Annotated in this window: 20 protein-coding genes; 16 read left to right on the top strand and 4 right to left on the bottom strand. The window is 45.6% G+C overall.

Annotation, left to right across the window (positions count from 1 at the left end):
- Positions 1 to 72: 72 nt before the first annotated feature.
- From AC5JM2_RS19215 to carA, 3 genes are all read right to left on the bottom strand, one after another.
- Positions 73 to 555: a Mini-ribonuclease 3 gene (locus tag AC5JM2_RS19215; protein WP_495836447.1), complete on the bottom strand. Its 483-nt coding sequence runs from the start codon at positions 553 to 555 to the stop codon at positions 73 to 75.
- A gap of 446 nt (positions 556 to 1,001) precedes the next feature.
- Positions 1,002 to 1,391 carry an STAS domain-containing protein gene (locus tag AC5JM2_RS19210; RefSeq protein ID WP_495836541.1) on the bottom strand — a complete coding sequence of 130 codons (390 nt, stop codon included), beginning with the start codon at positions 1,389 to 1,391 and terminating at the stop codon, positions 1,002 to 1,004.
- 272 nt (positions 1,392 to 1,663) lie between these two features.
- Positions 1,664 to 2,830, bottom strand: coding sequence for a glutamine-hydrolyzing carbamoyl-phosphate synthase small subunit (gene carA, locus AC5JM2_RS19205; protein WP_495836446.1), 1,167 nt, complete (start codon positions 2,828 to 2,830; stop codon positions 1,664 to 1,666).
- A gap of 367 nt (positions 2,831 to 3,197) precedes the next feature.
- Between carA and AC5JM2_RS19200 the strand changes: the two genes are divergently transcribed.
- From AC5JM2_RS19200 to AC5JM2_RS19170, 7 genes are all read left to right on the top strand, one after another.
- A complete protein-coding gene (locus AC5JM2_RS19200; protein WP_495836445.1) occupies positions 3,198 to 4,388 on the top strand; it encodes a retroviral-like aspartic protease family protein in 1,191 nt (396 codons plus the stop codon).
- Positions 4,389 to 4,823: 435 nt separating this feature from the next.
- On the top strand, positions 4,824 to 6,653 hold the full coding sequence (locus AC5JM2_RS19195; RefSeq protein WP_495836444.1) for a cyclase family protein: 1,830 nt from the start codon (positions 4,824 to 4,826) through the stop codon (positions 6,651 to 6,653).
- 153 nt (positions 6,654 to 6,806) lie between these two features.
- Positions 6,807 to 8,303 (top strand): aldehyde dehydrogenase family protein, encoded by a 1,497-nt coding sequence (locus AC5JM2_RS19190; protein WP_495836443.1) that lies wholly within the window; start codon positions 6,807 to 6,809, stop codon positions 8,301 to 8,303.
- A 31-nt stretch (positions 8,304 to 8,334) separates the two neighbouring features.
- Positions 8,335 to 8,568 (top strand): hypothetical protein, encoded by a 234-nt coding sequence (locus AC5JM2_RS19185; protein WP_495836442.1) that lies wholly within the window; start codon positions 8,335 to 8,337, stop codon positions 8,566 to 8,568.
- On the top strand, positions 8,558 to 8,947 hold the full coding sequence (locus AC5JM2_RS19180; protein ID WP_495836441.1) for a type II toxin-antitoxin system VapC family toxin: 390 nt from the start codon (positions 8,558 to 8,560) through the stop codon (positions 8,945 to 8,947). Before AC5JM2_RS19185 ends, AC5JM2_RS19180 begins: the two co-directional genes overlap by 11 nt.
- 158 nt (positions 8,948 to 9,105) lie before the next feature.
- On the top strand, positions 9,106 to 9,315 hold the full coding sequence (locus AC5JM2_RS19175; protein WP_495836440.1) for an RNA-binding S4 domain-containing protein: 210 nt from the start codon (positions 9,106 to 9,108) through the stop codon (positions 9,313 to 9,315).
- A 277-nt stretch (positions 9,316 to 9,592) separates the two neighbouring features.
- Positions 9,593 to 12,760 (top strand): NACHT domain-containing protein, encoded by a 3,168-nt coding sequence (locus tag AC5JM2_RS19170; protein WP_495836439.1) that lies wholly within the window; start codon positions 9,593 to 9,595, stop codon positions 12,758 to 12,760.
- A gap of 200 nt (positions 12,761 to 12,960) precedes the next feature.
- Here AC5JM2_RS19170 and AC5JM2_RS19165 read toward each other — a convergent pair whose 3' ends face one another.
- Complete coding sequence (locus tag AC5JM2_RS19165; RefSeq protein ID WP_495836438.1) at positions 12,961 to 13,845, bottom strand: LysR family transcriptional regulator; 885 nt, start codon at positions 13,843 to 13,845, stop codon at positions 12,961 to 12,963.
- Positions 13,846 to 14,175: 330 nt separating this feature from the next.
- On the opposite strand from AC5JM2_RS19165, the gene AC5JM2_RS19160 reads away from it, so the two are divergent.
- The 9 genes from AC5JM2_RS19160 to AC5JM2_RS19120 all read left to right on the top strand — a co-directional run bounded on the left by AC5JM2_RS19160 (position 14,176) and on the right by AC5JM2_RS19120 (position 21,341).
- Entirely contained in the window at positions 14,176 to 14,469 is a 294-nt protein-coding gene (locus AC5JM2_RS19160; protein WP_495836437.1) for a muconolactone Delta-isomerase family protein, read from the top strand.
- A gap of 209 nt (positions 14,470 to 14,678) precedes the next feature.
- Positions 14,679 to 15,107 (top strand): SgcJ/EcaC family oxidoreductase, encoded by a 429-nt coding sequence (locus AC5JM2_RS19155; protein WP_495836436.1) that lies wholly within the window; start codon positions 14,679 to 14,681, stop codon positions 15,105 to 15,107.
- 206 nt (positions 15,108 to 15,313) lie between these two features.
- Complete coding sequence (locus AC5JM2_RS19150) at positions 15,314 to 15,616, top strand: muconolactone Delta-isomerase family protein (RefSeq protein ID WP_495836435.1); 303 nt, start codon at positions 15,314 to 15,316, stop codon at positions 15,614 to 15,616.
- A gap of 185 nt (positions 15,617 to 15,801) precedes the next feature.
- Positions 15,802 to 16,767: an alpha/beta hydrolase gene (locus AC5JM2_RS19145; protein ID WP_495836434.1), complete on the top strand. Its 966-nt coding sequence runs from the start codon at positions 15,802 to 15,804 to the stop codon at positions 16,765 to 16,767.
- Between the two features lie 98 nt (positions 16,768 to 16,865).
- On the top strand, positions 16,866 to 17,099 hold the full coding sequence (locus AC5JM2_RS19140) for a Nif11-like leader peptide family RiPP precursor (protein WP_495836433.1): 234 nt from the start codon (positions 16,866 to 16,868) through the stop codon (positions 17,097 to 17,099).
- Between the two features lie 142 nt (positions 17,100 to 17,241).
- Positions 17,242 to 18,126 (top strand): NmrA family NAD(P)-binding protein, encoded by an 885-nt coding sequence (locus AC5JM2_RS19135; RefSeq protein WP_495836432.1) that lies wholly within the window; start codon positions 17,242 to 17,244, stop codon positions 18,124 to 18,126.
- A gap of 134 nt (positions 18,127 to 18,260) precedes the next feature.
- Positions 18,261 to 18,998 (top strand): SDR family oxidoreductase, encoded by a 738-nt coding sequence (locus tag AC5JM2_RS19130; RefSeq protein ID WP_495836431.1) that lies wholly within the window; start codon positions 18,261 to 18,263, stop codon positions 18,996 to 18,998.
- A gap of 184 nt (positions 18,999 to 19,182) precedes the next feature.
- Entirely contained in the window at positions 19,183 to 20,106 is a 924-nt protein-coding gene (locus AC5JM2_RS19125; protein WP_495836430.1) for an NADP-dependent oxidoreductase, read from the top strand.
- Between the two features lie 233 nt (positions 20,107 to 20,339).
- Entirely contained in the window at positions 20,340 to 21,341 is a 1,002-nt protein-coding gene (locus AC5JM2_RS19120; protein WP_495836429.1) for a substrate-binding domain-containing protein, read from the top strand.
- The last annotated feature ends 49 nt before the right edge of the window (positions 21,342 to 21,390 follow it).

Raw genomic sequence — 21,390 nt, 5'->3', positions numbered from 1 at the left:
AGGTAAGCATTGTTGTGATCTCAATTGGTCTAAGCCGACTCTGCAAGTTTTGCGATTCGTGAATTGAATTTCTTACGGCTTTTCTAAGTCAAGTTTTTGCAAAAGTTCACTTAAGCGATCAAAATCGGTGAGATACAGGTAGCCAATTAAAGTTTCTAAACTAGTTGCTTGTTGATAGGTTGCCATATCAACCCGCCTAGGGCGTCCGCTGGCAGCGTTGCGACCCCGTCGAACAATTTCTAACTCAGTGTTATTTAGATGAGGATACAGCGACTGCAACATTTTGGCTTGCGTCTCTGCCCTGACTTGTGCCACAACTAGACGATGGTATGCTTCGGGTCGCCTTGGTGGTAGTAGATAAAACATTCTAACGTAGAGCTCACAAACTGCATCTCCCAAGTAAGCTAAAGCAGTAGGAGATAATTGTTGCAGTTGGGCTAGTGAAATCTCTTGGAACAATTGCTCTTTGCTTGCCCTTAGTAGTTGACACCAAACTGAATCCTGACTAGGAATTTCATTTGAGCCATCTAGTAGGTTTTCCTCCTTTGATGTCACAAGTTGTTTTTTCCTCACACGCTATATTAGGCAGGTTTACCTAAGAATAGTCAATGCTAAAAAACTTACTTGCTAAATTTTATCTTTTTTTCAATTTTGGTTACCATTTCATACACTAAAAGCACTGACGGATGAAGTGTGAGATCCAGATAAATCCATAATGATTTATCTAGGATCTAAAAGTAGAAATATTTTGAAAGCCTTAAATTATAAGGAATGAGGTATGAAATGGACTTTACATGAACCTATTATAGCATACAATTACACGTCCTTGAGCCTCATACACTATTTCTTTATCTTTCTCAACCCAATATATTTGTACTTTACCTTTTTGCTCCGTACTTTATCAGTTAACGTTATGCAAAATCATAAATTTTAATTTCATAATAATTAAGCTATCCAGATTGAATGATTGGATAGCTATATGAAGTTATCAGGTCAAGGAATCAAGACGATTTGACGTTTTCTAAAGCCACATCAACTGATTGTTGTAGGGCAAGAAACTTCTCCAAACGAACAAGCTTGACCGTCTGAGTAACACGGGCATTAGTGACAATTTGGAAAGTGCCTTCGGAGTTTTGAGCCTGCTTGGCTAACTGTACCAAAGCACCCAAGCCAGAGCTATCAACAAAATCGATTTGCGAGAGATCCAGAATAATGTGCCTTGGTCCCTCGTCAATCTTGCTCCCAATAACCTTGCGAAATGTTGGTTCGGAAAAGGCGTCTAACAAACCTGTGAGGCGGAATAGCTGGCAGTTATCCCGGACTTCACGAGTGCCTCTCAGGCTTACAGTTAGATTAAGTGGCTCAGCAATAATTCCCTCCTCATGAGTTATGGTGAACGCTCAAGTATAGATGGTTTTAGTGTAGGTTGTCTACAACCTACTGGCAGGGAAGATGGGAGATAGGGGAAGTGAGGAAAGTAGAGAGCCACAGAGTAAGACTGGTGCTGCTTTGAGGTTACCCAACTGCAGCCAACTGGCGTTAGCCATAGTCATACCCGAAGGGTAGGGGAAAATTCTCCCTGCCTTTTTCGCTCCCTCATTTTCTTACTTTCTCACTTTTGTTTGTTGTCCCCTTGTCCTCTTTTGTGCGGCTTTCTTCATTTTTATCCTACTTTGGCAACTGTTGCTCGACGAGCAGCTCGCATTGTTTGGACAAATTGCTCAAATAGATAATCAGCATCATGAGGACCAGGACTTGCCTCTGGATGATATTGTACAGAAAAAACAGGTAAAGATTTGTGACGTAACCCAGCAACAGTGGAGTCGTTTAAATTAAGATGACTAATTTCTACAACACTGTTAGGTAAAGTGTCTGGATCAATGGCAAAGCTGTGGTTTTGGCTGGTAATTTCTACTTTTTGTTGTAGACCAGCTGGCTGATTTAAACCACGATGACCAAATTTTAGTTTAAAAGTTTCCGCTCCTAGTGCATGACCCAATATCTGGTGTCCCATACAAATACCAAATATCGGTTTGTTAGTCTCTAGTAACGCTTTCGTCGTTTTAATTCCTTCGGTAACAGATGCTGGATCGCCAGGACCATTAGAAAGAAAGATCCCATCGGGATTGTATTTGAGAATTTCTTCTGCTAAGGTGTTTGCGGGAACAATAATAACCCGACAACCGTAACTTGCTAAACGACGCAAAATATTGCGTTTTACCCCAAAGTCAATGGCGACGACAGTAAAAGATTCCTCGGAATTTTCTTGACAAGCAGGGTTAAACTCCCATACTGGCTGGGTGGGATCAGACCATTCATATATGTTTGGGGTAGTAACCTCGTGCACAAGGTTCAATCCTTTCATGTTAGGGGCTGCCTGTACTTGCTCTAGCAATTCAGCCTCATCCAGAATTTCTGTGGAAATACCACCATTCATGGCTCCGAACTCCCGAATTTTACGAGTTAAGGCGCGGGTATCAATTCCATAGATACCAGGTATGTGGTGCTGTTCTAGGTATTCTGGTAAAGATTGTGTTGAGCGCCAATTACTCGGTCGAGTACAAATATTGCGAGCAATAGCACCCCGCACCTGTGGTTTACTTGATTCTTCGTCCTCTAAATTAACGCCAGTATTCCCCAACTCAGGATAAGTAAAAACAACTATCTGACCGCAGTAACTAGGGTCTGTCAGGACTTCTTGGTATCCACTCATACCAGTGTTAAAGACAACTTCCCCAATCGTGGTTCTAGTCGCACCAAAAGACCAACCACGATATGTGGTTCCATCTGCCAAAACAAAAATAGCAGGTCTTGCGTCAAAAACAGACATAGGCGATAACATTCCAAGATTTGTGATGTGATTAGGCGACAGGTAAACAGTTCAAAATTCAAAACATGCCCTATGCCTTGGGCACGCACTTTACACTCTTTCCAAATTTCAAATGAAAAAACAGTATTGGTAACCATCCTGCTCGCTTGCTGTATGCAAATTTAATGGAAGACAGGTAAAACACGAGCTACAAAATAATTAAGCTTTAATTTCATCATCACTTCACCTGTCCGTTTACAGATTATGAAATTCTTACCCCGTACCTTACAAACTAAAATTTAAGAGCATGACATATAAAATCTTCCAACAAGAATAGACAGTCGCAGTAAATTTCGACGCCGAAGCGCAAGTAAAATCATAATTAATCATGCATCAGTTTATCTTATCCCGAGCAGCGCTGATTCTTCTGTCAACCACACTAGCGGTTTTGACTGTTGCCTGTAATCGAAAGCAACAAATTAGCGTTACAAGTCGTGAGGAGCAACCTGCGTCTAAAGATCAAAGCGTTGCCTCGCCTGTAGCGACAATGGCACCTCCAAGTGCAACTCCACAACCACAGCCAACGATGCAGCCCACCAGAGAGATTTCAGTTAACTATTTTGAACAGGGACTGAACAAAGCTGTTGGAGCTCTCAACGTCAGCCAATCCGCTAAATCGACAGAGGATTGGAATTTTGTGGCAATTCAGCTTGCAGATGCGATCGCCTTGATGAGAAAAGTGCCAGCTGATAGTCCTGATTTCACAAACGCCCAAGCAAAAATTTTAGATTACCAGCTTGATCTCAAAAATGCAATACACAAAGCCGTCCCCCCTATCAATCCGGCACAACAAGCACAACCAGAAAGAATAGCTGCCATTCCTCAAGTTTCTGTGACACCAGCTGTGACACCAAGTGTGACACCAGCTATTACCAAACCAAGTCTCACCAAAATACCTGCTGCACCTGTAGAAAAATTCCAACCACCATTACCACAGGTAACTCCACCAGCACCGTTTAAACAACAACAGGTGTTTGTTCCACCAACAATTAAACGACAAAACGAACAACAGGTGTATATAGCCCAGATTAAACGGCGAATTGGTGGTACGCCAATTATCGAAGTCACCTTTAATGGCACTCAACCGTTTGAGATGATTTTGGATACCGGGGCTAGTGGCACAGTGATCACCCAGAATATGGCAAATGCTTTGGGAGTGGTGCAAGTCGGAAAGGCTAAGGCAAACACAGCAAATTCTAAAGCAGTGGAATTTCCTATCGGTTATGTGGATTCGATGGAAGTTGCAGGGGCGAAGGTGAATCATGTTTCTGTGGCGATCGCAGGCGCGGATTTAGAAACTGGGCTTCTCGGACATGACTTTTTTGGTGGCTACGATATCACCATTAAACGCGACATTGTAGAATTTCGTCCCCAACCGACTTCGCCTGTTTGGGGTGGGCGATCCGCGCCAATGCCCATTGGGCGGCTAAGAGATAACGCATCGCAAACCACTCCCAGAGTAACTGAATTTACTGCTCCAACTGCGCCCAAGCAACTCCCTTCTGTAACAGATCCTTAGTGTTTGTGATAAAACTCTCCACTCAACGCACTGTTATACTTGCCCATCTCTTGCTTGACACCTTTCAAATCTAAGAACAACTTATACCGTTTTGGATTTTAGATTTTAGATTCTCAAACAGTTACTAGTAATCGCTTAATGCGTTCCATCTATCGCAAACATTTTTTGAATTGGTATCATTTCATTTAAAAAAACTTGACATTTTAAACTTTTTGATCGCTAAAGAAGTTTCTTAGCATGACATTTTTTTACCTTACCTTAACCTTTTCTTAACTTCCACTTAATATTGACGTTGTTTACTTATTACTAATTCACTTTTTGCTGCAACATTTAAGCCCTCCAAAATCTGATAACTCCAGAAATTGGAGGGTTGTTTCTGCTACTAAGTAGCAAGTCAACCTTTGCAATCCTATCGAAGCAATATTAGAACAGACTTTGAAGGATAATCACTTTCTCTTAGATACAGCCAAGTCCTACTTGCTCAAAGAAATTGTACCTCAAGCGAACAAGATAGACCATGATCCAAATACTTTATTGTATGCACTCCGAGGTCTTGGCGAATTAAACCTTTTGGCACTCAAGGTTCCACATCACTGGAGTGGAAAAGAAGTTAGTGAACAGACATATGGCGACTTTCAAGAACTAGTAGCACGCTATTCTGGTGCTTTAGTCTTTTTGCAAACTCAACACCAGAGTGCGGCTGGTATGCTTGTTGCTAGTGGCAACTCGTCGCTACAGGAAAGATACCTCCCCCGTATGGGCAACGGTAAAATTTTACTCGGTGTTGGTTTTTCCCAGTTGCGACGCGCAGGTGATCCCCTGACTGTAGCCATACCGGTTGCTGGGGGATATCAACTTAATGGGGTTGTTCCTTGGGTGACAGGATGGGAATTTTTTGGGGAATTTATCATTGCTGCCACATTACCAGATGGTGGCGCTGTTTATGGTATTGTCCCGTTAGTCGAAACACATCAAGAGTCAGGAGGTACGCTGACACTTTCACCTCCAGCACAGCTGGCGGCGATGACATCAGCTAATACCGTAACCGCTACCCTGAAAAACTGGTTCTTGCCCACAGAAAGTGTTGTTTTCATTAAACCTGCTGGTTGGATTCACGAAAACGATAAAAAGAATATTCTTGCAGCTGTTTTTATGGCGACAGGATGCGCCCTTGCTGGTTTAGATATTGTGGAGTCCGTTGTCAGCAGAAAACCTCTACCTTTTATCCAAAAAGCTTTTGATTCTCTGCAACAGGAATTGAATAACTGTCGCAACGCTGTTCGCGAAGCGCAAAATAATTCTAGTTTGGAATTTGCTGAACGCTTACAATTGCGGGCTTGGGCGATTGATCTTGCGGGACGAATAGCTCATGCAGCGGTGACTGTTTCTAGTGGTGCTGCTATATATAGTCATCATAATGCACAACGGGTGTACCGTGAGGCGCTGGTCTTTACTGTCATGGGTCAAACTCCTGCTATTATGGAAGCAACTTTGGGGAGATTGACGCGATCGGGTTTTGATAATGAACCGCAAAGGCGTAGAGAGCACGAAGCAAGAAAAGAGAAGAAAATTACTTATTCGCGGGTGATACATTTGAGTCATGTCATTGACTCAGATATTCCTCAATGGCAAGGTGATCCACCAGTTGAATTTGAGACTGTGGCCCAACTGCATAAGGATGGTTATTATCTGCGGCGTTTTTCTCTAGGGGAACACAGTGCGACTCATATTAATGCTTCCAACAGTTTTCACCTTGATGGTGTAGGAATTCACGAGTATTCTGCTGAGTCGCTGGTTGTCCCTGGGGTAGTTATTGATATTCGGGAACAGGCGCTGGTAAATCCGGATTATACTCTTTGTGTTGAGGATATTCTGAGTTGGGAGGAACGCTACGGTAAGATTCCGCCTGGTTGTGTGGTGTTACTGTATACAGGTTGGCAAGAGAAATGGTCGGATAAAAAAGCTTTTTTATACCAGGACGAGCAAGGAAGTATGCATTTTCCTGGGTTTGGTAGCGATGCGACGCGGTTCTTACTTGAGGAACGTCAAATTGCCGGAGTCGGAATTGATACTCATGGAGTAGATTCGGGGCAGGATACCACTTTTGCGACTAATTCCTTGGTGTTGGAGAAACCGCGTATTGTATTAGAGAATTTAACGAATTTGGATCAGTTACCGCCAACAGGGGCAACTTTGGCAATTGGTGTGCTGCTGTTGCGGGGTGGTTCGGGTTCTCCGGCTGGGGTGTTGGCGTTGATTCCATAAAAAATCTTTGTTGGCTTTGTTGAGATAAAAATAGATAAGATTTTGTTTTGTCTCTAGTTGGCGATCGCCCTCGGTGTGACTTGACTACAACTGATAAATCAAGCGAAACTGGTGCAAATGTTCCAGTGCATCTCAAATCCGGAGGTGTATATCATGATCACTCCCCTGACTTGTCGCAATTACATCGCTGCTGAATGGGTGAATGCTGCTTCTGTTGACACCCTAGAAAGTCGTAACCCTGCTGATAATCGGGAAGTTGTTGCGACTTTCCCGCGTTCTACAGCAGTTGATGTTGATACTGCAGTCGCAGCAGCCCGCAAGGCATACCGCAGTTGGCGACTTGTCCCCGCGCCAGCAAGAGCAGAATATATCCATAAAGTGGGAGAACTTTTACAAAAATATAAAGAAGAACTTGCCCATCTCATGAGTCGGGAAATGGGTAAACCCCTGACGGAAGCACGCGGAGATGTTCAAGAAGGTATTGATTGCGCTTTTTACAATGCTGGTGAAGGACGGCGATTGTTTGGACAAACGACACCTTCAGAAATGCCCAACAAATTCGCGATGACTGTAAAAACGCCTGTTGGAGTTTGCGCCCTGATCACTCCGTGGAATTTCCCAGTCGCTATTCCCTGCTGGAAAATGATGCCAGCTTTGGTGTGTGGTAATACTGTTATCCTCAAACCCGCTGAAGATACTCCGGCTTGTGCAACGAAACTGATTGAAATTTTTGCAGAAGCTGGTTTCCCTGAAGGCGTTGTCAACTTGGTGCATGGAGTCGGACAAGAAGCCGGAAAAGCTTTAGTTGAGCATCCTGATGTTGACTTGGTATCTTTTACGGGTTCTTCTGAAACGGGTGCTTTTGTCGCCTCGACTTGCGGACGCACTCACAAGCGAGTTTGTTTGGAGATGGGCGGTAAAAATGCTCAAATTGTGATGGAAGATGCAGATTTAGAACTTGCTCTTGAGGGTGCAGTTTGGGGGGCTTTTGGAACAACTGGGCAAAGGTGTACTGCTACAAGTCGCCTGATTTTGCACCGCGACATCAAAGAGAAATTTACCGCTATGCTCAAAGAGCGTACTAGCAAGTTACGCTTGGGTGCAGGAATTGATCCCAACATTGATATCGGTCCAATTATTAATGAAAAGCAACTTCAACGGGTGAACAAGTATCTGGATATTGCCCGTGAAGAAGGTGCAAAGGTGTTGATTGGTGGAGAAATCGCAAGTGAGGGAGAATTAGAACACGGTTACTTTTTTCAACCGACGATTCTTGATCAAGTCACTCCTAACATGCGAGTCGCTTGTGAAGAGATATTTGGACCTGTGGTGGCGGTGATTGAGGTGAGTTCATTTGAGGAGGCGATCGCCATCCTCAACAACACTCTCTACGGTCTTTCTTCTTCAATCTACACCCGCGATGTCAACCGCGCTTTCGCCGCTATGCGCGATATCGAAGCCGGGATCACTTATATCAATGGTCCTACGATTGGTGCAGAAGTTCATTTGCCCTTTGGTGGTGTCAAACAAACTGGAAACGGACACCGGGAAGCTGGTTCTGCAGTTTTGGATGTGTTTACAGAATGGAAGACTGTGTACGTGGACTTCTCTGGAAGTTTGCAGCGTGCTCAAATAGATAATCGTAGTTAGAGTATTCTTGATGAGTAAGGGAAAAACAATCGTGCAATCCATTCAAGACAAGATAATAGAGAAGTTGCAACTTTTGCCAGAAGCAACTTTAAATCAGGTGCTTGATTATGTAGAATCTTTGGCACAGAGAACTACAAAAGAACCTGTAGGTGTCCCAGGTAAGCAGTTATTGCGTTTTGCCGGAACAATCCCCTCCCAGGAGTTAGAACTCATGGTACAGGCAATAGATGCTGATTGCGGCAAGGTTGATATAGATGAGTGGTAGATTTTTATTAGATACCAACATCGTAATTGCTCTATTTCAGCTAGATGTTTCAGTACAGGAAAACTTAGCAAAAGCTGAACAAGTATTCGTCTCTAGTATTGTGGTTGGCGAACTATATTATGGAGCTTATAGGTCGGGACGAGTGGCTGCTAACTTAGCACGGATAGAAGAGTTTGTGGCTGGCAATATTATTTTGCAATGCGATGTAGTTACAGCACAGATTTATGGTAAGGTCAAAAACTCCTTGAAATTAAAGGGAAGACCAATCCCTGAGAATGATATTTGGATTGGTGCGATCGCCTTACAGCATCATCTCACTTTGATATCGCGGGATCAGCACTTCAAAGAGATTGATGGATTAACAGTAGAAACTTGGTGAGTCTATCAACTGAGGTCTTGCACTATTATCAGCAACCGTAGGGTGGGCACTGCACACAACCTAAAAATAAGAGTTTTCGCGCACGGTTGGCAGTGCCCACCGAAAAAAAATTCCTGCAGCGTGCTCAAATAGATAATCGTAGTTAGGTTATTAGATTTATGGAGACAAGCGCGAGCACAATTAAACTCGATCAGTTTTTAAAGTTCGTGGGTATAGCACCAACTGGTGGGCAAGCTAAGCTACTCATTCAAGCAGGTGATGTCAAAGTTAATAATACAGTTGAAACCCGACGAGGACGGAAATTAGTATCAGGCGACAAAGTGACGCTGGGAGGACAAACTTTTGAGGTTGATTTGGAGAATTTATAGTTTTTTAATACCGTTTCACGAAACACTTAATACAAATAATTTGTCTCTAAGTAGCTGGACAAAAATATTTACAGTCATTGCGAGCGGAATGAAGCAATGACATTGTGTAATTAATTCTGTCCAACTACTTAATTCTTTCCCCCTGCTCCCTGCTCCCTGCTCCCTACTCCCTGCTCCCTGCTCCCTGCCCCCTGCTGCCCATTTGTATCAACCTTAAAGTAAAACGCTATAAAAGATATAGGAAATAACATCAGTCATTAATCAGTCAACTTCCTGCATGAGCGCAGATTTTCAAAAATACCTGCAATCTGTGTGTGATGCTTACCAATGTTGGTGGAGCCTGTACACCATCACGGATGTAGAAGGGTCTAAACCAGTAGAGCGTAAAAGTGTAGCGTCGCCTTTTGATTTTGGCTTGATGGTGCAAACGGTACAGCCTCAGCAGCAGGAGAAAGGCGAGACACCAGAGAAAACCGAACGCCTACCAGTGCAGGAAGGCTTACGTAAATATTCTGTTAATAATGTATTACTTGTAGGAAGACCAGGTTCAGGCAAGTCCACAGCTTTAGCGCGGCTATTGCTGGAAGAAGCAGGAAATTCTGTCATTGCGAGTGAAGCGAAGCGGAACGACGCAATCTCCGCCACAACTGAAATACCCGTACTTGTACAACTTCGTAACTACGGCACAAACGAGAACAAATCCGTCCTCGACATTATTCAAAACTTCCTCTTGTGCCACGATCCCAACTTAACCTTTGACAGCGAAACTTTAAAAACTTGGTTGCGACAGGGACAATTTTTGCTGCTGGTAGATGGAGTCAACGAGTTACCCAATGAAGATGCACGGCGAGACTTAAAAACCTTTCGGCAGAATTACCCCAACACCCCAATGATTTTCACCACGCGAGATTTGGGCGTGGGTGGCGATTTGGGGATTAAGAAAAAGCTGGAAATGCAGCCCCTGACAGAAGAACAGATGCAGGAGTTTGTCCGCGCCTATTTGTCAGAACAAGGTGAGGAAATGCTGCGGCGGTTGGGTGGAAGATTGCGGGAGTTCGGGCAAACGCCGTTGCTGCTATGGATGCTGTGTGAGTTATTTAGAACAACGGGCAATGTTCCACCGAATTTGGGTTTAGTGTTTCGCTACTTTGCCCAGAGTTATGACGGCAAAATCAAAGATGATGTCCCAGTTTCTGGTGAGTCGCGCCGTTGGTGGCAGGAGTTATTGCAGCATTTGGCGTTTGCAATGATGCAGGTAGAAACGCGTACAGAGTTGCGAGTCACGATTGAGAGGCGAGAAGCGGAAGCAATTTTGGAGAAGTTTCTTCGTCAGCGCAGTGTTGGTGATCCTGCGAGTCGGGCGAAAGAATGGTTAGAGGATTTGCTCAAGCATCATTTAATCCAGGTTGCCAACAATGAGCAAATAGAGTTTCGTCACCAGCTGCTTCAGGAATATTACGCGGCAGAATGTTTACTCCAGCAGCTTCCCAATATTAATGATGATAAGTTGAAACGAGATTATCTCAATTATTGGAAGTGGACAGAACCTTTAGCGCTGATGTTGGGGTTAGTAGAGAAAGAAGCGCAGGCGTTGTGGGTGGTGAAGTTAGCCCTAGAGGTGGACTTGGCTTTAGGGGCAAGATTGGCGGGGGAAGTGAAGCGAGAGTGTCAGGAAAAAACAGTTGGTTTAATTTTAGGCTTACACATTCATAAATTAGTCAAGATAGAGTTTTTGGGTATCACGCGCTCTAAGTATGGGGTCGCTTTTTTAATTAATTCATTACAATATGAAGATTCATCTGTTCGTGAGAGTGCCGCATCTGCATTAGGAAGAATCGGCAGTGAATCGACAATCAATGCTCTGCTTAGTGCTTTACAAGATAAATATTTATCTGTTTGTTGGAATGCCGCATCTGCGTTAGGAAGAATCGGCAGTGAATCGGCAATCAATGCCCTGCTCACTGCTTTACAAGATCAAAATTCAGAAATTCGTAGGATTGCTGCATCTACGTTAGGAAGTATTGGCAATGAATCGGCAGTCAATGCTCTGATGATTGATTTACAACATGAAGATTCATTTGTTCGTGTGAGTGCCGCATCTACGTTAGGAAGTATCGGTAATAAATCGGCAGTCAATGCCCTGCTTAGTGCTTTACAACATGAAGATTCATCTGTTCGTTTGAGTGCCATATTTGCATTAGAAAAAATTGCTAATGAATCAGCAGTTGCTGCCTTGATAACTGCTTTTTTACAACATGAAGATTTATTGGTTCGTTCGAATGCTGGATTTGCGTTAGGAAAAATAGGTAATGAATCGGCAGTTGCTGCCTTGATAACTGCTTTACAACACGAAGATTTATTTGTTCGTTGGAATGCTGCATCTGTATTAGGAAGAATCAGCAATCAATCGGGAATTAATGCCCTGTTCAGTGCTTTACAACATAAAGATTCATCTGTTCGTGAGATTGTCGCATCTGCGTTAGAAAGAATCGGCAATCAATCGGGCATTAATGCCCTGCTTCCTGCTTTATATCATGAAGATTTATTTGTTCGTGGCATTGTTGCATCTGTCTTAGAAATAATAGACAATAAATCGGCAGTTAATTCCCTGATAGCTGATTTACAACATAAAGATTCATCTGTTCGTTCGAAGGCTGCATATGTGTTAGGAAAAATAGGTAATGAATCGGCAGTTAATGCTCTGCTTACTGCTTTACAAGATGAAGATTCAGATGTTCGTCTGAATGCTGCATCTGCTTTAGGAAGAATCGGCAATGAATCGGCAGTCAATGCTCTACTTACTGCTTTACAAGATGAAGATTCAAATGTTCGTTGGAATGCTGCATCTGCTTTAGGTAATATTGCAGGATCTGAAATTATGCTTTCTATATGGAAGTTACGGATTGCTGGGGCAGAGTATACAAGGGATATAATTTTAAAAATTCAAGAGCGTTGTAAGTTTTATAATAATGAAATTTTTCATTCTCCCCCAGGTAAGGAGGACAAACCTGCTTCTTTCAGCGATAGTGTAGATAAATTCAGTCAAAGTATTAAAACTATGTCAGAAACTCCTAAAATTGATTTTAGTAATGCTACCTTTGGAAACATCACGGGCAGTGTGACGGGAAATATCCAAGGTGATAATATCGGTACACAACAAAACTACGCGCCAGAACAGAAACAAAATTTGGTAGAAGCAGCCAAAGAAATTCAGGAATTGCTAAATCATCTGTCTGTGAGTTATCCAACAACTACTACTGAATCTCAAAAGCAAGCGATCGCCAATCAAGCAATAGCCCGTATCAAGCGCGATAACCCAACCACCTGGCAACGTTTACGCAGTGCTACTGAGGCTGCATTAATTGAGGCGTTGAAGGAAGTGCTTGATAATCCGTTTGTTAATGTCACGGTTGCTGCTGTTGAAGGTTATAGGAAAGCTGAGTAAGGTTTGATTGAGTGTTTTATAAGTAATATCAAGTGCGATCGTCTAAAAATTCTCAAAAAAACATATTACCCAAAGTTTGGGACTTCCCTTTCGAGAACTGTTACCACAGTCCACATCAAGGACGTCCACGTTACAAATCGGGGGAATCTTCTCTGCCAGCGCTGCTTTGTGCAGCGTCACCTGCTCTCGACATGTAAGTTTTAGCGCATTTTTTGCTCTAGGAACTCTAGAAAGACTTTGACTTTCATTGGGAGATATTTTCGACTGGGGTAAAGTGCGTTAATCGGGATCGGAGCTGATGACCACTGGGGTAAGACGTTTACTATATCCCCAGCGTGTAACTGCTGCTGAAACAGAAATTCCGGTAGCAGCCCAATCCCTACTCCAGCAACGATTGCTTGATAAATGGGGGCAACGTCATTGCTGAGTAGTCGTGGATGAAAGGAGAACGTTACTGTTTCGTGCTGTTTATTATGCAATGTCCAGGTCACTTCGTTCTGATGATGAGCCATATAAAGCAGCGTATGACTGGTCAAATCAGCAATTGCTCTTGGTTCGCCAGCGGTTTTGAGATAGGTTGCGCTGGCAAAGAGTTTCTGACGACCTGTGCTAATCCGTCGCATGATCAGGGTTGAATCGTCCAATTCCCCAATCCGAATCGCTAGATCATACCCTTCCTTCACAATATCCTTGTATTCAGTCGTCGCATTGAGAATTACTCGAATATCAGGATACGTCAGCAGAAACTCCGGCAAATTGGGTGCGAGAAAAGATTGCACAAACAACATGGTGGCTGTCACTCGCACAGTGCCTTGCGGATGCCCCTGGAGGCTCGCGATCGCATCATCACCGTCATGTAACGCATCGAGAATGGGTAAACAGTTTTCGTAATACAGTCGTCCTTCTTCAGTAAGAGAAACCCGCCGCGTCGTGCGATGAAATAATCGGACTCCTAGCCGTTGCTCTAGCTTATTGACCTTCAGACTGACAGTAGATTTAGGCAAGTCTAGCGATCGCGCGGCTGCGACAAATCCTCCCAGTTCCGCGACTTTGAGAAATACTAAAACAGCATTCAAATCGTCCATAACCTGCACTAACTGCAATGAGAGTATCTACACTCTGCTATTGTCCAATATTACAAACAATCAATTCATAAAAACCACCTTTATCTATATAAGTTGATTAATCATACTGGGAGATGTTAAATACAGAGGAAACTTTGAATCGAAGCGATCGCACGTTATGAAATCAAGCCTTGAACGAAAAATACTACGGTGAGTTCACATTGTTTTGAGCATCCCAGCGCACACTCAGTCGCCACCGAAATGAAAGCTCGTTTGAAAAACACCGTCCGTGTTACCCTTTTGACTTCCGATTGGATCAGAGTCTATAAGCAAGCCAAATACAGGTGTCATATGCAATATCTTGTTATCTTCACGCCCAAACAGAAATTCGGAAGCGATGAAATGCCTTCTGACTTCCCGCAATTGTTACTCGAGGAAGAGGCGCGAGCAAAAGATCTCTACATGGAGGGACTTCTCCGTCAATCGTGGGTACTGGGCAAGAGGGATCATGGCGCAGCCGTTCTCTTTGAAGCAGAGTCACCGGAGCACATGCAAGAGATAATCGACAGCTTTCCACTGATCAAGGTTGCCTATTCTAATACCCAGGTCTTCCCACTCGCGCCAGATCCTGCATTTGCGCAGTAAAGATTAACGAATATGGTATAAAAGTGTTTTGGATTATACCGATATCAAGCATCCAGAGCCGAAAGCGGACGAAGTTTTGGTGAAAATTCACGTCGCGCAGGTCAATCCGTTGACTGGAAAATCCGCGACGGTTTGGGCGAAATGTTCAGAATGAAACTTTTGATAATCCTTGTTTTTCCTGCGTCGTTTCATTAGTGAGAACAATCAGTATGTCTACAACAGAAACCAGTGCAAAGGATGAAGCTGCAATCAAAGCAAAGATAGCAAAGTTTGCTGAGGCGTGGAACGCTAAAGATGCGAAGCACTTGGCGTCGTTGTTTGCCGAGGATGCCGATTTCGTGGACGTCATAGGTCATTGGTTAAAAGGGCGAACCGAGATCGAACAAGTACACGCGCAAGCGTTGGCCTCGTTCTTAAGCGATAACCACATAACTATTACTGACACTCAAATCAAATTCCTCACCCCGGATGTGGCAGTCGTACATAGCACTTGGGAAACTACTGGTGGACACAAGAGTCCTGATGGAGTATTTCAAATACAAGATACAGGTGTTTTGACAGCCGTAACAACCCGCAAGGAGAACACCTGGCAGATTATCGCTTTCCAGAACACAGGGACTGTGCCAATTCCTGACTGAAGCGTAACAAAAAGTTTGCTTTAAGCTACTGCTCCTACGGGGTGTGGTAGTAACAAAACGAAAACTAACGCGCTAAGCCCACAAAGCTTCCTAGGACTGTATTTTTGCATGAGTTGATGTCTGAAACTATCCCACTAATAAAATTTGCGGTATGCCTCCTTTTTTGTCCGGTTTTCACAACCAACTAAGCTAAACAGAAGTGTCTTATGCAATATCTTGTGATCTTCACATCCAACCCGAAATTCAAGACCGACGGAATGCCCTCTGACTTTCAGCAACGAGAACTTGAAGATGAGGCACAAGTGCAAGTCCTTTACATGCAAGGAGGTCTCCGTCAAGCGTGGGCGCTGGACACGAAAGACCACGGTGCGGTCGTTCTCTTTGAAGCGGAGTCACCAGAGCATCTGCAAAAGATGATCGATAGCTTTCCGCTGATCAAGGCTGACTACTCTAACCCCCAGATCTTGCCGCTCGCGCCGTATCCAGCATTCGCGAAGAAGTCCGTCTAATCGCACCGCATAACAATACGCTCCAGCAAATGGAGGCTAGCGATCGGGCTTTGTGTGTTTGTCTGCTCTTGTGTTGCCAGTCGCTGTCACTGAGCTTGGGTTCGTTAGCCCGTCAACACTTGCAACATAGCACAAACTGCCAAGCGGTGCCCGAACGAATTGTTGTCAAGCAACGGAGAGAAACGATGCAGTCAGACAATGAGAAGCTTCAACACAGCAATGCTAATGCAGCCGAGATCCGCCATCCGCTCACCGAAAAGGATGGCGAACTCGTCGCTGTGATGCGGACGGAGGCTGCTTCCTCCAAAGGCAAGTTGAGCGGACCGGATGCTCGCGGTGCCTTCGACGAGATCCAGGAGAAAACCCCGGACGCGCCGGGTGTCAGCTACGAGCAAGGTACAGTCGGCGGCGTGCCAGGTGTTTGGTGTCACCCGCAGAACCCACACCTGGGCGTCGCCATCCTCTATCTTCACGGGGGAGCCTATGTGCAAGGTTCGGCGCACGCATATCGGCATCTCGCCGGTCAGATCGCCGCGCGCACGAGCGCATCCGCGTTCGTCGTGGACTACAGGCTCGCACCTGAACACCCCTTCCCAGCCGCTTTGGACGATGCGAAGGCGGCTTATCGCGGACTCGTCGAACAGGGCACCCAGAAGATCGTGATCGTCGGAGACTCAGCCGGCGGCGGTCTTGCTCTCGTCCTGTTGTCAGTCGCACAATCCGATGCTCTTGGACGCGGTGGCGTCGCTCCATCCGCTGCAGTCGTGATGTCACCCTGGACGGATCTAGCCTTGACAGGACCTAGTTTCCAGGACCACGCAGACGACGATCCACTGTTGACGAGGGAAGTGTTGTCAATGGCTGGCGCGAGCTACCTGAACGGGCACGATCCAAACGATCCTTTGGTCTCGCCGCTTTACGGCAGTTTCACTGGCCTGCCCCCAATTCAAATTCACGTCGGAACGAGTGAGGTGCTTCTCGATGACACGCGCCGCTATGCCAAGCGTGCCCATGCCGAGGGGGTCGATGTGACGGCTCACGTGTGGCAGGGAATGACGCACGTCTTTCCGGGGAACGTCGGAACACTGAACGCAGCGGAGGCGGCTTTGGGCATGATAGCTACCTTCCTGAAGAGCAAGACTAATCCGTAATACGTTTTGTTGAGCAGAAACTTGCCAATCATGAAAAACAACAAAGCGAACAACATGCCATAAAGCTACTGCATCAATTCACAAGGAGATAAATTGACATGGCTCAAGCACCGATCAACCAATTTTTTGCAGCTATTAGACAAAATCAAGCGTTACAGGCACAGTGTCAAGCTGCAGGCGATATAGAAACCTGCGTCAACCTTGCAGAAGCACAAGGCTATCTCTTCACGGCTGAAGAACTGCAGGCTGAGTTGAGCAAATTATCAAAAGAAGAGGTGGCAGAATTGGTCAATCCAGGAGTAGCCCCTCGACTACATATTGAACCGCAGTGATTTGTGATTTAGGAGACTGTTGATATTTCTCAACCCGAAAGTGACAAGGAAAGCGATCGCTTTGCAGTTAGACCGATTAGAGGGTGTCTAAGCTATAGGGCAAGTCGTCTGAGCATCAACAGACAAACAATGAGGCAAGACAATGAATTTTAATACAGACAAGATCGCCCTTGTGGTCGGAGCTGCAGGCCATTTTGCTGGGCTTACCGTTCCTGCACTGCATAGACGAGGTATCCGTGTCCGCGGTTTTGTCCGGACAACAGACCAAGCAGAGGTGGCACTTCGCAATGGAGCTTCCGAAATCGCATTAGGAGATCTCCAAGACAGCCAAAGCGTGCAGACCGCGTTGCGTGGAACGGAAGCGGTTTTCTACATTGCACCCCAGTTTAGTCGAAATGAAGCTGACATTGGAATAAATTTTGTAAAATTATGCAAAGAGGCTGGTGTGCGCCGCATCGTTTTTTCGTCAATTCTACACCCAACAATTACATCATTGCAGATACACTCCGCAAAAGGTCCTGTTGAAGCTGCAATTATTGAGTCCGGCCTAGAATTTGTAATTTTACAACTAGCTATGTTCTATCAAGACATCAGCCTGTCATGGCCTAGTATTGTACAATCTGGCATTTTTGCCGAGCCGTTCTCCCCTACTGCAAAGCTCGCGCGGGTTGACTATCGAGACGTAGCGGATGTCGTGGCAATCGCCTTCACCGAGGACCGTCTTACAAACGGGACATTTGAACTTTGTGCAGAAGGATATTACAACCGACAAGATGTGGCATCGATAATGAGCGATTGTCTTGGGCGTCAGATCAAGGCTGACACTGTAACATTTGAGGAATGGGTTGAGTTGACCAAACCAAAGCCCGACGACATAAGACCTGAAAGCGAAATGTACGCGTACTACGGAAAGTATGGATCTCCGGGAAATTCATTTGTCCTGCGAAGTATATTAGATCGGGAGCCACGCACCATAAAACAGTTTGTCTGCGACCTAATCGACGGAGTCGCCACCGTTGCTTCATGAAAATGGGTGGAGTCGAGGGGGTTATGGCACTGTGGGCATGTTCGCGGCAAAATTGTGCTGCAAATTAGCGCTTAGGGGTTATCGATTCGCAAAAAATGGGTCATTTGCTTTTGAACATACAGAGAAAAATTACTATGCTGAATGTAGAAAACAAAGTGATTACCATCACCGGAGCCAGCAGCGGCATAGGTGAAGCTAGTGCCAAGTTGTTAGCTCAAAATGGCGCGAATGTTGTTCTAGGTGCGCGCCGCACCGAAAAGCTGGAAAAGATTGTCGAGGAGATCCGCGCATCAGGCGGCACAGCAGAATTCAAAGCCGTGGATGTCACTAATCGCGAGGATACCAAAGCATTCATCCACTTTGCTAAAGACAAATTTGGTCGCGTCGATGTTATTTTTAACAACGCAGGCATTATGCCCCTGTCTCCAATGAACGCTCTGAAAGTTGAGGAGTGGGATCGCACGATCAATGTGAATATCTACGGCGTGTTAAATGGCATTGCTGCCGGTCTACCGATCATGGAAGCACAAGGCGGCGGTCAGTTTATCAACACCGCATCCGTCAGCGCGCATGTGGTGGTACTTAACAGCGCGGTCTATTCTGCTACAAAATTTGCTGTTTGGGCTATCTCCGAAGGACTGCGGCAGGAATCGAAAAATATTCGCGTGACCACAATATGCCCCGGTGTGGTTGCGACTGAACTCGGCTCAGATATAACCGACGAATCATCAAAAGACGCTTTGCATAAATTCCGCCAAACTGCACTTACCCCGGATGCGATCGCTAGAGCCGTCTTGTATGCTGTGTCCCAGCCGGATGATGTCGATGTCAACGAAGTGATTGTCCGCCCGACAGCTTCAACTAATCTGTGAAACAGAGCTGCTAGAGACTCTGAAAACAAACGTTAGCGCAAAATGATTAGGAACGAACGAGATAGTTATGGCTCATCATCGAATAGACGTTCACCAACATGTTGTTCCTCTTCGTTTTCAGTGAGTTTTCTGTCCTTACACCCGATCAACATTTCACACCTAATCAAAATCTAGGAGTAACACCATGCAAGCAATCCGCGTTCATCAATATGGAGAGTCAGACGTGTTGAAACTAGAAACGATCGCACAACCTGAACCCCAACCGAATGAAGTGCTAATTCGAGTTCAGGCTGCCGGGGTCAATCCACTCGATTGGAAAATTCGCTCAGGCTACATGAAAGAGGTTTTTCCCATACCAATGCCGTACACGCCCGGAATGGATGTTGCAGGCATTGTGGAAGCGATCGGTGCGGATGTAAAAGCGTTCCAAGTCGGTCAAGCGGTGTATGGCGAACTGAATATGGGCGCTTATGCTGAGTTTGCGACGGCTTCACAAGATGCGATCGCACTCAAACCGCAGACGCTCGATTTTGTGCAAGCGGCATCGGTGCCAATGGTGGCAATGACCGCCTATCAAGCGCTGTTTGATTATGCTGATCTCAAGCCTGGTCAAACCGTTCTGATTCATGCTGCATCAGGCGGGGTGGGCATGTTCGCGGTGCAGTTTGCGAAATGGAAAGGGGCACATGTGATTGGAACTACCTCAGCCGCGAATACAGAATTTGTTCAATCTCTCGGCGCAGATCAAGTGATCGACTACAAGTCCACATCCTTTGAACAAGTGGTTAAGAATGTTGATGTGGTTCTAGATACCTTAGGCGGCGACACCCAAGCGCGGTCTTATTCAGTGCTGAAGCCGGGTGGCATTTTAGTTTCAACCCCTGCTCCCCCCAATGCTCAAGATGCTCAAGCACGAGGTGTCCGTGCTGAGATGGTGAATATGAAACCCTCTGCCTCGCTGCTGAAAGAAATTACGAATTTACTTGATTCTGGACAGGTTAAGACAGTTATCGCTCAGACCTTTTCCTTGTCTGAAGCCCGTCAAGCTCAGGATCTGAGCCAGCGTGGTCATGTTCGCGGCAAAATCGTGCTGCAAATTAGCGCTTAGGGGTTATCGATTCGTAAAAAATGGGTCATTTGCTTTAAATCGTGGTGCAGTCGTTCTTTTTGAACATGAGCCGCAAGTGACAAATCCAAGGAGTAGAAAAAGGTGACATTTTAGGTCAAGTTGAGTTGGTGTCTGAAATTTTCCCAGTTGCTGGATAATGAGCGATGATTGTAAGGATTGGTCTATCCTTAAAAAGTTTTTGCAACACAACCAACAGACAAGAAAAAAGCCGTATGGCAGATCTAAAGCTTGACATTGCATTTTGGAACTATGACCGCACCCGTGCTCTGGCAGATGGCACGGTGAAAATCGAGGGTGTCGATGCTACGTATCACAGCGCCTCGATCGTGACAGAAATCTTCCAAGGCATGATTGGGGATCGGAAATTCGACGTCTCCGAATTGGGCATGACATACTTCCTGCGCACATTTGAGGGCACAGAGTCGCCATTCGTTGCGATTCCCGTCTTTCCCAATCGAGCGTTTCGGCATTCCGCGATTTACATCAACAAGGCGAGCGGCATCGAGAGACCTGAAGACCTTAACGGTAAAACCATCGGCGAACTCGCTCTCTACAGCCACGATGCAGGCATCATGCCGAAGGGGATGCTGTCGGATGAGCACGGGTTCAAACCCGAGACGTGCCGCTGGGTTATCGGCGGACTCGACTGGCCGTTGAAGCCGATCAACTTCGTTCCGCATACGCATCCGGTAAATGTCGAGGTGACGGACATTCCAAAGGGCAAAGAGTTGGGTGCCATGCTTGAAGCTGGCGAACTCGATGCGCTGATTTCAGCGGATGTGCCGAAGTGCATCCTTGAGAACTCACCCAAAGTGACGCGCCTCTTTCCTGACTACCCAACGGTGGAGCGCGAGTATTACAAGCGCACGGGCATTTTCCCGATCATGCACACCGTGGTCATCCGCAAGGACATTCTCGCGCAGCATCCCGGATTGGCGCAGTCAGTGTATAGGGGCTTCTGGGAGTCCAAGAAGGCTGCGGAGGAAGAGTACAAGCACGGCATGATCTTCAACAACATGGGCACGATGTTCCCGTGGTTCAGCAAACTGATCACAGACGATCGTGCTGTGCTCGGTGAAGACTGGTGGCCATACGGGATCGAGGCGAACCGGAAAGCTATTGATGCTGTGCTTCGCTACCACTTCGAGCAGGGCATCACCAATCGCCTCTTCAAGATCGAGGATATCTTCCTGTCGGAGCTGCTCACTGCATAGCAACTCCGTCCCAAGCTATGTTTTTTGTTTTCGGAAAATGACTCAATAT

This window comes from Brasilonema angustatum (assembly GCF_059505445.1).
The sequence above is the reverse complement of the archived record's forward strand: the minus strand, read 5'-3'. Positions and strand labels throughout refer to the sequence as shown.

Excerpts from the sequence above, each read along its gene's own strand:
- AC5JM2_RS19145 (WP_495836434.1), top strand. The coding sequence starts at position 15,802 with ATGCAGTCAGACAATGAGAAGCTTCAACACAGCAATGCTAATGCAGCC.
- AC5JM2_RS19135 (WP_495836432.1), top strand. The coding sequence starts at position 17,242 with ATGAATTTTAATACAGACAAGATCGCCCTTGTGGTCGGAGCTGCAGGC.
- AC5JM2_RS19170 (WP_495836439.1), top strand. The coding sequence starts at position 9,593 with ATGAGCGCAGATTTTCAAAAATACCTGCAATCTGTGTGTGATGCTTAC.
- AC5JM2_RS19200 (WP_495836445.1), top strand. The coding sequence starts at position 3,198 with ATGCATCAGTTTATCTTATCCCGAGCAGCGCTGATTCTTCTGTCAACC.
- AC5JM2_RS19155 (WP_495836436.1), top strand. The coding sequence starts at position 14,679 with ATGTCTACAACAGAAACCAGTGCAAAGGATGAAGCTGCAATCAAAGCA.
- AC5JM2_RS19120 (WP_495836429.1), top strand. The coding sequence starts at position 20,340 with ATGGCAGATCTAAAGCTTGACATTGCATTTTGGAACTATGACCGCACC.
- AC5JM2_RS19140 (WP_495836433.1), top strand. The coding sequence starts at position 16,866 with ATGGCTCAAGCACCGATCAACCAATTTTTTGCAGCTATTAGACAAAAT.
- AC5JM2_RS19125 (WP_495836430.1), top strand. The coding sequence starts at position 19,183 with ATGCAAGCAATCCGCGTTCATCAATATGGAGAGTCAGACGTGTTGAAA.
- AC5JM2_RS19130 (WP_495836431.1), top strand. The coding sequence starts at position 18,261 with ATGCTGAATGTAGAAAACAAAGTGATTACCATCACCGGAGCCAGCAGC.
- AC5JM2_RS19150 (WP_495836435.1), top strand. The coding sequence starts at position 15,314 with ATGCAATATCTTGTGATCTTCACATCCAACCCGAAATTCAAGACCGAC.
- AC5JM2_RS19190 (WP_495836443.1), top strand. The coding sequence starts at position 6,807 with ATGATCACTCCCCTGACTTGTCGCAATTACATCGCTGCTGAATGGGTG.
- carA (WP_495836446.1), bottom strand. The coding sequence starts at position 2,830 with ATGTCTGTTTTTGACGCAAGACCTGCTATTTTTGTTTTGGCAGATGGA.
- AC5JM2_RS19180 (WP_495836441.1), top strand. The coding sequence starts at position 8,558 with ATGAGTGGTAGATTTTTATTAGATACCAACATCGTAATTGCTCTATTT.
- AC5JM2_RS19165 (WP_495836438.1), bottom strand. The coding sequence starts at position 13,845 with ATGGACGATTTGAATGCTGTTTTAGTATTTCTCAAAGTCGCGGAACTG.
- AC5JM2_RS19160 (WP_495836437.1), top strand. The coding sequence starts at position 14,176 with ATGCAATATCTTGTTATCTTCACGCCCAAACAGAAATTCGGAAGCGAT.
- AC5JM2_RS19175 (WP_495836440.1), top strand. The coding sequence starts at position 9,106 with ATGGAGACAAGCGCGAGCACAATTAAACTCGATCAGTTTTTAAAGTTC.